Annotated in this window: 10 protein-coding genes; all 10 read right to left on the bottom strand. The window is 32.4% G+C overall.

Translation table 11 applies throughout. From position 1 onward, the window contains the following. The gene (locus tag EZM65_RS10470) at nt 1–1,743 is read right to left on the bottom strand and encodes a hypothetical protein (protein WP_136668510.1); all 1,743 of its coding nucleotides are present in this window, start codon (nt 1,741–1,743) and stop codon (nt 1–3) included. Next, nucleotides 1,731–2,831 (bottom strand): DUF4249 domain-containing protein, encoded by a 1,101-nt coding sequence (locus EZM65_RS10465; RefSeq protein WP_248574854.1) that lies wholly within the window; start codon nt 2,829–2,831, stop codon nt 1,731–1,733. The genes EZM65_RS10470 and EZM65_RS10465 overlap by 13 nt, the downstream gene beginning before the upstream one ends. Nucleotides 2,832–2,906: 75 nt before the next feature. Continuing rightward, nucleotides 2,907–5,672, bottom strand: a complete 2,766-nt coding sequence (locus EZM65_RS10460) for a carboxypeptidase-like regulatory domain-containing protein (protein WP_136668508.1) — start codon at nt 5,670–5,672, stop codon at nt 2,907–2,909. A gap of 4 nt (nt 5,673–5,676) precedes the next feature. Then, on the bottom strand, nt 5,677–6,414 hold the full coding sequence (locus EZM65_RS10455; protein ID WP_136668507.1) for a hypothetical protein: 738 nt from the start codon (nt 6,412–6,414) through the stop codon (nt 5,677–5,679). 150 nt (nt 6,415–6,564) lie between these two features. Beyond that, a complete protein-coding gene (locus EZM65_RS10450) occupies nt 6,565–8,277 on the bottom strand; it encodes a PorT family protein (protein ID WP_136668506.1) in 1,713 nt (570 codons plus the stop codon). Continuing rightward, nucleotides 8,267–8,821, bottom strand: coding sequence for an RNA polymerase sigma factor (locus EZM65_RS10445; RefSeq protein WP_136668505.1), 555 nt, complete (start codon nt 8,819–8,821; stop codon nt 8,267–8,269). The genes EZM65_RS10450 and EZM65_RS10445 overlap by 11 nt, the downstream gene beginning before the upstream one ends. A 17-nt stretch (nt 8,822–8,838) precedes the next feature. Continuing rightward, nucleotides 8,839–10,134 carry a DUF1566 domain-containing protein gene (locus EZM65_RS10440; protein ID WP_136668504.1) on the bottom strand — a complete coding sequence of 432 codons (1,296 nt, stop codon included), beginning with the start codon at nt 10,132–10,134 and terminating at the stop codon, nt 8,839–8,841. 116 nt (nt 10,135–10,250) lie between these two features. Continuing rightward, on the bottom strand, nt 10,251–12,419 hold the full coding sequence (locus EZM65_RS10435) for a polyribonucleotide nucleotidyltransferase (RefSeq protein WP_136668503.1): 2,169 nt from the start codon (nt 12,417–12,419) through the stop codon (nt 10,251–10,253). 158 nt (nt 12,420–12,577) lie between these two features. Beyond that, nucleotides 12,578–12,847, bottom strand: a complete 270-nt coding sequence (gene rpsO, locus EZM65_RS10430) for a 30S ribosomal protein S15 (protein WP_136668502.1) — start codon at nt 12,845–12,847, stop codon at nt 12,578–12,580. A 99-nt stretch (nt 12,848–12,946) separates the two neighbouring features. Then, the gene (locus EZM65_RS10425; protein WP_136668501.1) at nt 12,947–13,402 is read right to left on the bottom strand and encodes a GAF domain-containing protein; all 456 of its coding nucleotides are present in this window, start codon (nt 13,400–13,402) and stop codon (nt 12,947–12,949) included. Between the last annotated feature and the right edge of the window lie 24 nt (nt 13,403–13,426).

The following is a 13,426-nucleotide window of genomic DNA, read 5'->3' as shown; positions in this document are numbered from 1 at the left end:
TTAATTTACTTCAAATGTTTTTTTCAAAGAAACAGGTTCGCCGTCTGATGAAAAACCTTGTAAAACAATTTCGAAAATTCCTGATATATCAGAGGTATAAAATGACACTTCAGCATCAGTGTTGTTTACTTCAGTTAACCATAGTAATTGATTTCTAAAATCAGGAATGTGTTTTAATAAAACTGAATCTTTATAGATTGGAGAATAATATTTTTTGTTGAGTACTGGTCTTAGTATTTCAGGTTTTATTAAAAAATCATATTTTGATTTGCTTTCATAGTCATTATTCTTTGTAGTAAAAAATACTACTCCATTGAAGAATTTAGTACCATATTCATATCCTCCATAAATAACATTTATTTTCTCAATGTTTTTTGGATTGTATTCAAATAATTCATCAATATCCTCAATGTATAATCCGTCAACTAAAACAAGAGTGGGAACAGGAAGTTCATCGCCTTGATTGTAATCATCCAAGTATATTCCGTATTTATTGTTGGATTGCTTTACAAACATTTTAGGAACTATTTCTAAAATGGTTTCTTTTAAAGTCCGGAATCTTGTAAAATTATCAAGAAGATATTCTTTTGAAAAAAAGCCATAAAAAGGACCGGGTTGAGAAGATGGAATTATTGAATCTTGTTTTACTGAAAAATAAGCATTTTCAATCTGGCTGGCAATAGATCTTTTTTCGATTGCTTCTTTTAAAGATTCGTTTAATTGTATACTGCTTTGAAAATGGATTTGTGAATAATCAAATTTTTTCTGAGGCAGTATTTCCAATCTATAGTCATTGGCATCCTCATCAATTAATTGAACAGATATATTAGGGTTTTGATATACATTGTCCAGTATAAAGCTGAATTGCCCTTTGTTGTTTGTCTTTGTGATTTTGAATGCAAAAGATTTGCCGGGTATAGAAAGAGATACGTTTTTATTTTCCAGAGTTGCGTTGGAATTTTTTGGAATTATTCTGCCTTGAATTATTTCGCCTCTTATTTCCGGCAGACTTAACTCTTCTATAGATTTTTGATTTATGGCTTTTTCCTCTGAAATTATTTTATCCTTCTGGAAGAAAGGTGCATTATTTGAATCTAAATTGTCTTTTTTATATACTGATATATTGTAATTGCCTTTTTTAAGATTGTTGTTCTTAAAGTTGATCTTTAATTTTACTTCTTCTCTATTTGTGAAATTTTGTTTGTTAATTTCAATATTACTTTCATCCGCATTATTAATAAAATTGTTTTTTGAAAATATTGAATCTTTTTTGTTTTCAACGGTATTATTGATGTACTTGGAATTAGTCTGGTAAGGATTAATTATTGTTATGTCAGATTGTGAATAATCATTTTTAAAATTGAGCATCCAGTTTGTATAGGCTATGAGTTTATATGCGCCTGTCTTTAGATTTCCCGGAATGAAAAAATCTCCAAAACCAATTCCGTCTTTCATGAATATTTTTTGTTTAACTAAAGACTCTTTATCTGAGTTTACTAACTCGATATAAACTATTTTGCTTAATCCGGAGTTTGAAAAATTAGTTTTGTTTAAACAGTATACTTTGAAAAGTATTGTTTCACCGCTAATAAACGTTGTTTTATTTGTGCTGATAAATGTGGTTTCGTTTATTTGACGGTCCAGCTCATTTATTTTGTTTAATGAAACAATGTTCTGAGCAATGCAGAATTGCTGCACAACTAATGAAACAAGTAGTATTGTTGTATGTTTTAATCTATCCAAAATGAAGGTTTTATATTTGATGAAAATGACGTACAATCACCACACGGAGTATCTACAAAATACAGTCTGGGTTTGGTACCTCTAAAATAGGCTATCTGATTGCTGTTTAAATAATAAATTATGTCAAAACCAACACATTCAGGCGAAGTGCCGAAACAAAAAAGCATGAAAAATTCTTCACATTTATAAAAATACGGAGGTATGTCCTCAGTTGGGAAATAATCTCTGAAATTAAAGAAAATTCTTTTTTCAGAGACAGATGATACATCAAACAGACCTATGATTTTTGTGTTGGGATCACTTTCACATTTTAAGTTCCCATATAAAAACCCAGGTTGGTTTTGAGATAAGGTTCCTTCTGATCCTGAAATTTCTTTCAATGTTTTATAATAGGTGTGAGTGGCTGAATTTTGTACATATTGTTTAACCAGGATGCTGTATCTGTGGGTAATGATAGGGTTTTTGTCACTGATGAATCTAATAGGGGAATTGATCCTGTCTTCACTTTGATTGTTGGTATTGATTAAAATAATGTCAGTTGAATTGTCAGTTTTATAACAAACTCTTGCTTCTGAATCTCTATAATTAATATCAATAGATTGCGGTCCTGTTACAATTGCTTTCTGGCTTGACCAATAAGGTGCTTCCACTCTGTATGTTTCTTCATATTCATATCTGTAATATTTTGAAGTATTGGTGGGGTCATAGCTTTTTACATATATATCAAGACCTTTTACTCCTTCTTTCGTTGTCAGAGTAGGTGTAACTTCTCCAATTGGAGTCTGTGTAGGCAGTTTTTCCAATGTTGAGGAATATGTCTTGTTTTCTGCTGTTATATATAATTGATACTTTCTGCCGCTAAGTGCTTGAAATGGCTGCTGTGAAATGTATTTTCCATCATCGTAATAAAAGGGGTAGATGTTTCCCGAATCATCTTTTATGTAAACGAGTGCGTTTAAAACAGCTTTTGGTCCTGACTCTTCAAATTTGTATGTTTTCGTTATTTTAATTTCATGTTGTTTCAGTTCGTCTGTTAAGATTGACTCTACAACCAGTATCTCTTCAAAAGTATTGGTTTGAAGCGCCATTGGTTCTGTACAACTTGTGAAAAAAAAGTTGAAAGCAAGAAAGCAAAATAGAAATAGTGTTATTTTTTTCATTCTTTAAAACTTGAAATTGTAAGTTATAGATGGAATCGGTATTCCAAAAATTGATGTTTTATATGCTTTTATTTCACCTTTCGATGAGATAAAATAAACTGAATAAGGGTTGTTTCTACCCAGGACATTATATATTGAAATACTCCAAAAACTATGGGCTAATTTGTTTGTTTTATGGTTTCCTTCTATATTGAATCCAATGTCTAACCTATAATAATCAGGTATTCTGTATTTGTTTCTATCACTGTACAAAGTATATTCAGAATTTCCATAGGTATATTTGCCGATTGGATAGGTTATAGGTCTTCCTGTTTGGTATACAAAATTACTTGAAAGGCTGTAGCGTCTTGTGAATTTGTAATTTAAAACAGCACTGAAATCATGCGGCTTGTCAAAATTAGCAGAGAAATAGTTTCCATTGTTAACTTTTTCTTCAGCAAACTGACTGTCTAATTTTATAAATGTTCTTGAGTACGTGTATCCTAACCAGCCGTTTAATTTGCCTTCCTGTTTTTTTACAAGAAATTCAACGCCGTAAGATTTCCCTTTCCCCTGAAGCAATTCGGTTTCTATATTTTCGTTTAACAATAATTGTGCTCCGGTTTTATAATCTAAAATATTGTTTGATTTTTTATAATAACCTTCAAGGCTTAATTCCAAATCTTTAAAATTCAGATTTTTAAAAAGACCTAATGAAATTTGCTGCCCTTTTTGAGGTTTTACATTTAAGTCTGAAAGTTTCCATGTGTCTAAAGGAGACTGGGTTGTGTTGCTGGATAAAAGATGGACATATTGAGTGGTTTTGTCAAATCCGGCTTTAACAGAAAAATCTTCGTTAATCATATATCTTAAAGAGATTCTAGGTTCAAATCCACTATAGGTTTTAAATATTTCGTTATTGGAGAACTCTTTTTCGCCAATTACAGTTTCGTCGTTTTTAGGCTGGTTTTTTTCATAAACTCTTTGCGTAGATGCCCCTAATGCCATATAAACAGAATACCTGAATCCTATATCAATCAAAAGATCTTTGTTTAATTTATAATTATTGTTTATAAAGAAAGCCGACTCAAGTCCTTTCTCCTTTGCGATGTTAATTGTGTTTAAATCGGAGTCAGGGTCTTTAGGTTTAAAATTACCGGGATTAATAGAATAAAGTTTACTGTTAATACCGTAAGTTAATCTGTTTTTGTCATTTAAAGAGTGAATGATTTTTGTCGTTATCTGGCTGTCAGTTACTTTGTAGCCGTAATCAAAGGCATTTAAATTATGAGAGTCATAATCAATGTTGAATTTATACTGACTATTGGTTAATGTTGTTTCACTGCTTTTTTTAGCATCGAAATTATGTTTCCACTTTAATGACATCAAACGGTTACTGTATCTGTATATTGAGTCAGATGTTATGCTGAAAGCATCTTTGCTGTAATATCCAGTAGTTTCTATGTTGTCTTTTTTACCTATTTTGTGGTTGTATTTTATGATTCCGTCGTAAAAAGAAGCCTCACTGTTTTTAAGGTCTTTTTCTTCAAGTTTTTTTAGAATCCACCCGGAATAAGTTGCTCTGAATCCACCCAGGACACTGGCTTTGTTTTTTATAATTGGAGTCGAGATTGTTATGTTACTTGTTACCGGACCGATACCTCCCTCGCCGGAGATTTTTTCTAAATTTCCATTTTTAGTTACAATATCAAATACAGAGGAGAGACGACCTCCAAACTCAGCAGGGATGCCTCCTTTGTAGATGTCAACTTTATTGGTTGCATATGGGTTTATTGCTGAAAAAAAGCCAAAAAAGTGCGCCGGGTTATATAAAGTAGCATTGTCTAAAATGATAAGATTTTGATCTTCCTTACCGCCTCTGACATTAAAACCTGCCGAACCTTCTCCTGCTGTTTTTATTCCTGGTATAGTCAAAGCAATTTTTAACACATCTCTTTCTCCTAAAACAAGAGGAGTGTTTTTTATACCTTCAGCTTCTATAGTTGTTACACCGGTTATTGAAGTTCTTGTGTTGAGTTTTCTTTTTCCTTTTACTAAAACTTCATCTAAAGTATTCGTGTTGTCACTCAAACTTAAATCAAGATTTCCATCGCTGTAAACCATTATATTTCTCGATATTTTCTTATAATCCTGAGATTCAGTTTCAATAGTGTTCAATCCGGATGAAATCTTAATGCTGTAGAATCCGTTTGAATCTGTTGTGGTTTTTGTAGTTGTATTTTTTATTTTAACAACAGTATTTGAAATAGGATTGTTTGTTTTAACATCTTTTATATATCCTGAGAGAGTATAAGTAATTGGTTCTGAAGCAATCGATTCTTTGCCTACCAGCGTTATGTTGTCAGTGTTTTTTGTCTCAGATCTTTTTATTGAATCAAATTGTTTGAAGAATACAGGGCTTTTTGAAGATGCTGTATTTTGGTTTGAATCACTGAAATAGTCTTTAGGGAGCTTATCGTGAATTATACTGTTTTTTGTTAATATAATCTTATTGTCCTGAATGTAAAAATTCAGCTCGGTATTAGTAAATATAATTGAAAGAATTTCATTTAAAGCTATATTTGTGTAGTTTCCCGAAAGAAGTGTCTGATCTGCTTCCAGCCAAGTTTTTATATAATAGAAATGAAGGTCGTTTTCCTTTTCTATTTTTTCAAGAATCATCTCTCTTTTTAAGTTATTGAACTCAATTGAAATTGTTTTATCGGTGTTTTTCTGGGCCACTAAAAAATTAAATGTGAATAGAAAAATAAAGATTGTAATGTTTTTCATCAGTTTAATTCGTTGGCGTTTGAGATGAATTTACTAAATATAAAACCAGATTTTTCATGAACTTAATTTTGTCTGATTTTTCGAAGTTAGAATTTGAAGAGTAGAAAGAATTGATGTCATCTTTTCTTTCTGGTAATATCTTGATTAAATCTTTATATGATTTTATGGTTGAATATTGCTCCTCGATATTAACTAAAAAAGTTACACCACTGTCGTATTCAATCAAGAGTTGATTGTTGTTTATAACAGTCCTTTTTTTCTTGAAATGTTTTGTATAAAGTGAAATGCCCTTTCCTGTGTAATTTTCTTCATAAAAACCTTTTATGGGCTCATTGTTTTTGGAAAAACCTTTGATATTTACAAACTTTCTGTTGTCAATCGTAAAATGAGAGATGTTTTCTTTTTGTGATTTAATTTCAAGTCTGCTGTTAATTTCGTTTTGAGCAATAATCAATTCGTCTTCAAATATGTCGTATTTTAAAAGCACGTTGGTGTATAACTGACCGTTAAAAATTACTGTTCCTGAACTGAAGGTGTTTTTATACCAATAACGGTGATGGTTTTTTTCTGTTTTTTCATAATTATGGTAAACCGGTCCATTGTATAGTTCAGAATTTTCGGTTCCTGTTATTTTATCATGCCATGCATACAGGGAATCTTTATGGGACTGAGCTTTTACAATATTGGTGCCGGCAACAAAAAGAATAAAGATTATAAAAAAGGGAGAGCTACTATATCTCATTAGTATATTTTAAGTGCTGTTTGCAATATTAGGTTTTAATTTAAACAAATGTGAGAAAATTAACATAAATTTTTAATTTGTCTTTTAATATAACAAGAGTTGTGATTTTGAATATCTTTATTGTTAAAAACAGATTTATAAGTTTAGTAGTTAAAATTTATAGGCTATACCTGTCTGCAGTGATAAACTATACGGTTTTACTCCTTTGTTTTCTTTTAAAGTTGAAAGATAATATTTGAATACTGGATTACACTCAAAGTAGAATTGTTTGTGTATTTTATAGCTTAGACCTATGCCTATATTGTATGATATGTTTGAGTGGGATAAGTTTTTTAAAGTACCAATCTTTTTTTCATTTTTTTCTCTGGATTTTAAACTTAATGAATTATCGTCATTAATCATTAGGCTGAATCCTGTAAAGATGTTTGAGTTGAATTTGTCTTTGTTTTTAAAAATTGAATAGGTTACCTCAAAAGGGATTTCATAATATGAAATTTTCTGTATCAATTCTATCTCTGTATCATTTTCGTAATCTTCCTGTATAGTCGTGGATGTTACATTTTGATTTAATTCAATATTATTGTAATTCGGAATTATTTCAGGATTGTTTAAATGGCTTGATATTTTTAAGTTAATTTTTGAGACACCTACCTTATAACCAATTTTTTTATATTCAGTTCTTAAAGAAAAGCCATAATAGGATGATACAGGATGTCCTTTGCCCAGAGAATCAAAATCACTGTTGGGCATTGTTTTTTTTGATGTATAGCCATAGATGGCAGGTCCGTAAAAAACAGCTGCATAATAGTCAGGTTTGTTATCTTTTTCTAATTTATGATATTGTTTTTTGGGTAGTGGTTTTTTAATCTTTTTGACTAATTTTTCCTGAATAGAGTCAATGTCTGCTGAATCAGGTTTAATTTCCTGACTTTCGTTTTTAGCCACAGTTGTTTTTTCAAAAGCGATTGGCTTATTTTTCAAAAACGCAGATAATGTATCTGTGGTTTTTTTGTCGGTATTTTCTTTTTCTATTTTTTTGTTTTCCGCCTTACTGTTTTTGCTTCTAATGTTTTTTTGTTTTTTTTCAGGTTTGATTGATTCAATATTGTTGGTTTTTTTGTTTTTAATTTTATTTCCCGATTTTACTTTGTTTTTGATACTACTGTTTTTATCAGTCGTTTTTTTGCTCTTGGATGGTATTGTCACCTTTTTTTTCTTTATGACATAGGTGTATTTTTTTACTATTTCATATTCATCATATTCAGGAGTTGATTTTACCAGTCTTTTAGTGTTGATGATTAGTTTTGTAGGCTCTTTAGTATAATATGTTTTTGTGTTTTTTGGATTTTGTTGTTTTTGAGAACTGTTTGATGTTGGTTCACTTGAAGAAATATTCTTCTTGTAAAGCATGTTTTTTTCAGAACCTGTCTCAGGTTGTTGTTTTGTTTTTTGGCTTGAAACTGAAAATTCCGTTTTTATCTCTTTTTCTTTATTGTTTTCTCCAGTCAATTCACTTGAGGATATTTTATCGGAATTTAAATACTGTGAATCTGATTTCGTCAAGCTATTATTCTGTTTTAGAGAGTGTATTTTATTGTTTGAATTTGCTTCGGTTGAAACATTTTTCTCTCTGTTATTGTTGAAAAAGTTGTTCTTTGCTGAGGAGTATGAAATAGAAAAAAATGTCACTAAGCCAATTGTAGTGATTGACAGAGGAATTAACCAAAATAAAAGAGGTATTCTTTTTTTGGGTTTGATATTCAGGTCCTTTTCAATAGTGTTCCATAAACTGTCATTAGGGACCTTGTCCAGTTGTTCCAGTTTTTGTCTGAAAAATTTTCCTATTTCTTTTTTATTTTCCATTCTGAGAAATTATATCGTTGAAGGATTTTTTTTGTTTTATTTTTTCCTTTAAAATCACTTTTGCTCTGTGTAAATTTGATTTCGATGTACTTTCTGAAATAGAAAGTAAAATTGAAATTTCCTTATGGGAATAATTGTCTAATTCGTATAGACAGAATACGAGCCGGTACTGGTTTGGCAATTCCTGAATAAGTGTTAAAAGTGAGTCCAGAGAAAGGTCAATTTCAGTACTTTCTTCCAGATATACTCCTTCAGACAAATCATCTTTTATAGGAACCAGCTGGTATTTGTTTTTATAACTGTCAATGGCTTTGTTTATGGTTATTCTCTTTATCCAGCCTTCAAAAGATCCCTTTCCGTCAAATTTTTTTATGTTGGTGAATATCTCAACGAAAGCATTATGCAGATTGTCTTCCGCTTCTGTTTCATTCCGGCAATACTTCAGACACAGCACAAAAAGAATTTTTTTATACTTATGATAAAGTTCTTCCTGTGCATGCCTGTTTTGCTTAACGCAGCCTTTTATTATTTGTGGTAAATCCAAAAAAGAGTGTTTTTTGATTAAAAAGATCTTATTGCTCTTGTTTTTATGTCGCTTGCTGCCGGGATTTTTGAAATGCTTGTTTCTACACCATTTGTGAAATCTACAGCTATCGCATTGAACGCATCCTCTTGCGTTGAACTCCAGTACTTTGAATTGGTAAAATTGCCTAAAGATTGTAAATGTAAGTTATTATGTATTAAAAGTAATTCTTCTTTTGAAGGTAAATACCAGTCTGTAAAATCATTTGTTGATATATATTGGGTTGCTTTTTGTGATGCTACCGTTCCATTGTTTGATGAATTGCAGATAGAAGGGTTAGTGTAATAGTTGTTTAAATTGTCATGAAATGAAACAATGCGGGATGTGTTTATGTATCCCTGTCCAATATTTATGTTTGAAGCATCAGGTATTTCTGTTCCGTAACAACCCCATTCAAAATCACCTAATTCTTCACGTGAAACTTCTAAATACCTCCATCCTTCACTATAATGTCCTTTGTCATAAAAAACTATTCCATTTCCAATACCAGTATCTCCTATTTCAAGCACATGATCGGTAATGTCCCAGTTTCTGTATAAAAAAACATCTTTTTCGTCAATATCATGAATTATCAGTGTTAACCCGTTTAAGGTGCATTTTTTGTCAACTCTCCAGTCTTGTGCCATTTGAGTGTTACCTTCAAATGAAATATTTAGATGAGTTTCATTATTCCAGCGGTAAAAATACCATGTTCCGTTTAAAGTTTCACCGTTGTAATAAAATGACAAGGTTTTGTTTTTTTTAGCTTCAAATACGCCACTCACATATTTATTGTTCGCATTTGTCTGGTAGTTTATTCTCCATACAGGTTTTTTATCAGGTTCATTAGGAGCAAAAATACCTTCGTAGTATCCTATTATCTGTACATCTTCACATGCTTCAATTGCTTCTTTTAAATCTTCATTTGAGTTGATAACCTGTATTGAACCATCTCCAAGGGTTGTTTTCAAAGGATATGTAATGCTTATTGTCTGAGAAGCCGGAAGTGAACCTAAAAATGCACTGAACGAAATTTCGTTATCTACATCTACACTTCCTGTAATTATTCTGTCTGAATTATACAGGTTGATTTTTATTGGATATTCAAAAACAATACAGTCAATGTCTTTTAAGGGGTCACCTGTATTGGTTGTAGTTCGGTTTATTAAATCAAATAATTCAGAATCTTTCTCAATGATTTGATTGTTTTTTGTTATTACATCAAGTGGTTCTGTCTGACACCCCGAAAATAATAAAGGAATAAGACTTAATAATAAACAGATTCTAGTTTTCATAGTTTTATCAGATTGTTTTATTAATAGTCTTTAAAAAGATATAAAGGTTGCGTCAAGAAACAAAAAACCCCGAAAAATATTTTTCCGGGGTTTACCTATTGAATTAATTGAATTAATTAACCTTGAGGATTTTCTTTTTTATCGTCTTTCTTCTCTTCACGCGGCGGGCGTGGAAGAAGCTGTTTTCTTGAAACTTTTTCTTTGCGGGTTTTAGGATCAATACCTAGGTATTTAACCATGAATACATCTCCCATATTAACCACGTCAGAAGGTTTTTCAGTACGTTCCCATGCTAATTCAGACACGTGTAACAATACTTCGTTTCCAGGAGCTTTAGTATATTCAACTACAGCACCAAAGTCTAACATCTTAACTACTTTAACTTCGTAAGATTCTCCTATTTGTGGTTTGAAAATAATAGAGTCAATTTTAGCTAAAACAGTATCGATACCTTCAGGGCTTGTTCCTAAAATTTCAACAACACCTTGTTCGTCAACTTCGTTGATAACAATAGTTGTTCCTGTTGCTTTTTGTAATTCCTGAATTACTTTTCCGCCAGGACCAATTAAAGCACCAATAAAGTTTCCAGGGATGGTAACTGTAATGATTTTTGGAGCTTTTGGTTTTACAGTAGCATTTGGAGCAGCAATTGTTTCAACAATTTTGCCTAAAATATGTAGACGTCCATCGCGAGCTTGCTCAAGAGCCTGCTCCATAATGTCGTAACGTAAACCGTCAATTTTGATGTCCATCTGACAAGCAGTGATACCATCAGCTGTTCCAGTTACTTTGAAGTCCATATCACCCAAGTGATCTTCATCTCCTAAAATATCTGATAATACTGCGAATTTTTCACCGTCAGTGATTAATCCCATAGCAATACCTGAAACTGGTTTTACCATTTGTACACCGGCATCCATCAATGCTAAAGTTCCTGAACAAACAGTAGCCATTGAAGAAGAACCATTTGATTCCAATACTTCAGATACTATACGAATTGTATAGGGACAATCAGCAGGAATCATGTTTTTTAACGCTCTTTGTGCTAAGTTACCGTGTCCAACTTCTCTTCTTGAAGTACCTCTTAAAGGTTTTGCTTCACCGGTTGAGAAAGGAGGGAAGTTATAGTGTAAGTAGAAACGCTCTTCTCCTTGTTCAGATGGTAGGTCGATTATGTTTGCTTCTCTGGAAGTTCCTAAAGTTACTGTAGCTAAAGCTTGTGTTTCACCACGGGTAAAGATAGCTGAACCATGAGCAGACGGTAAATAATCAACTTCTGACCAAATTGGACGGATTTCAGTTGTTTTACGGCCATCTAAACGGATTCCTTTTTCAAGGACAACGTTTCTTACTGCTTCTTTTTGTGTTTTGTAAATGTATTTAGAGACTAATTCTGCTAAATCCGGGTTTTCAGCATATTCTTCTTCAGAAAATAATGCTTTAACTTCTTCTTTGATTTGAGCAAATTTTTCGCCTCTTTCACTTTTTGCAGATGCTTCCTGTGCAACTGCATAATATTTATCATAAGATGCTGCTTTTACTTTAGTGTAAACTGCTTCATCTGATTTGTCACCTTCGTATTCTCTGTAAGCCGGAGAGCCTACAGATGCTCTTAAGCGTTCCTGAGCTTTGATTTGGATTTTGATGGCTTCATGTGCAAATTTAATTGCTTCAATCATTTCGGCTTCTGAAATTTCTTTCATTTCACCTTCCACCATACAAACTGAATCGTCAGAAGCACCAATCATCATATCAAGGTCAGATACTTCTAATTGTTCTTTGCTTGGATTGATGATTAATTTTCCGTCAACACGACCTACGCGTACTTCGGATATTAAGTTGTAAAAAGGGATGTCTGATACAGCAAGACAAGCAGAAGCAGCTAAACCTGCTAATGCATCTGGCATTACATTTTCGTCATGAGACATTAACTGAATCATAACCTGTGTTTCAGCGTGATAGTCATCCGGGAATAGTGGGCGTAATACACGGTCAACTAAACGCATAGTTAAAACCTCACTATCACTTGGACGTGCTTCTCTTTTGAAGAAACCGCCTGGAAAACGACCGGCAGCGGCGAATTTTTCGCGGTAATCTACTGTTAACGGTAAAAAATCTACTCCTGGATTTGCAGTTCTTGCAGATACAGCGGTTGCTAATAACATGGCATCGCCCATTTTAACAACCACTGACCCATCAGCTTGTTTGGCTAATTTCCCAGTCTCGATAGAGATGCTTCTTCCGTCATCTAAATCGATAACTTCTTGAAATACTTTTGGAATCATAAAAATAAATAATTCTTAATTAAACAATGGGTTTTAGTTGTGTTGTTGTGTTGTGTGTTGTTGTGTGTAGTTGTTTGAAACCCAATGAAAAACCAAACTTTTTCTTGCAATATAATAAAAAACAAAAAGAGGCGCGCGGGCACCTCTTTTCATCTTGATTATTTTCTGATGTTTAATTCTTTGATAATCGCACGGTATCTGTTGATTTCCGTATTCTTTAAGTAGTCAAGAAGACTTCTTCTTTTACCTACTAATTTCACTAACGAACGCTCAGTGTTGTAATCGTGACGATTTTTCTTTAAGTGCTCAGTTAAGTGGTTGATTCTGAAAGTGAATAAAGCGATTTGCCCTTCAGCAGAACCAGTGTTTTCAGCTTTTCCTCCGTGTTGAGCGAAGATTTCAGCCTTTTTTTCTTTAGATAAATACATTCTAATATTATTTAAATGATTATTATGCAGATTGAGGTTCTCTCAATACGAGTGCAAAGGTAAACTTATTTTTTGAAGTAGCAAACTTTTATTCTTGTGTTAGAATAATTTGGCAACCTCCTGATTTACAAACTCTAAAAATCGTTCGTCAGCTTCTGTAAAAGGATCAATAACATGGCTGTCAATATCAATCTGACCAATGTTTACTCCGTTTACAAATAAAGGAACCACAATTTCTGATTTTACTGTAAAGCTGCAGGCAATATAATTGTCCTGTGCAGAAACGTCAGGAACTACAAAATTTGCATTAGATTCAGCCACCTGTCCGCAAATCCCTTTGCCAAACGGAATTACTGTATGATCGGTTTCTGCCCCTACATAAGGACCTAAGTGTAATGTTTTAGCTTCGTGGTTGGCAAAATAAAAGCCAACCCAATTGTAATAGCTTACGTTGTCCTGTAATAATTGGCAGATATTTAAAAGTTTTTCATCTCTGGATAGTGATGGGTCAGATATGATTTCTGTAACTTGAGGTTTAAGGTTTTCGAATGACATTATTATTATGTTTTATGCAAAAGT

This window comes from Flavobacterium sp. H122, assembly GCF_004959765.1.
GTDB lineage: Bacteria > Bacteroidota > Bacteroidia > Flavobacteriales > Flavobacteriaceae > Flavobacterium.
This window is presented reverse-complemented; position numbering and strand designations above follow the sequence as displayed.

What these genes read in the sequence shown, in the direction of transcription:
- EZM65_RS10465 (WP_248574854.1), bottom strand. Translation starts at nt 2,831, where the DNA reads ATGGCGCTTCAAACCAATACTTTTGAAGAGATACTGGTTGTAGAGTCA.
- EZM65_RS10460 (WP_136668508.1), bottom strand. Translation starts at nt 5,672, where the DNA reads ATGAAAAACATTACAATCTTTATTTTTCTATTCACATTTAATTTTTTA.
- EZM65_RS10455 (WP_136668507.1), bottom strand. Translation starts at nt 6,414, where the DNA reads ATGAGATATAGTAGCTCTCCCTTTTTTATAATCTTTATTCTTTTTGTT.
- EZM65_RS10450 (WP_136668506.1), bottom strand. Translation starts at nt 8,277, where the DNA reads ATGGAAAATAAAAAAGAAATAGGAAAATTTTTCAGACAAAAACTGGAA.
- EZM65_RS10440 (WP_136668504.1), bottom strand. Translation starts at nt 10,134, where the DNA reads ATGAAAACTAGAATCTGTTTATTATTAAGTCTTATTCCTTTATTATTT.
- EZM65_RS10435 (WP_136668503.1), bottom strand. Translation starts at nt 12,419, where the DNA reads ATGATTCCAAAAGTATTTCAAGAAGTTATCGATTTAGATGACGGAAGA.
- rpsO (WP_136668502.1), bottom strand. Translation starts at nt 12,847, where the DNA reads ATGTATTTATCTAAAGAAAAAAAGGCTGAAATCTTCGCTCAACACGGA.
- EZM65_RS10425 (WP_136668501.1), bottom strand. Translation starts at nt 13,402, where the DNA reads ATGTCATTCGAAAACCTTAAACCTCAAGTTACAGAAATCATATCTGAC.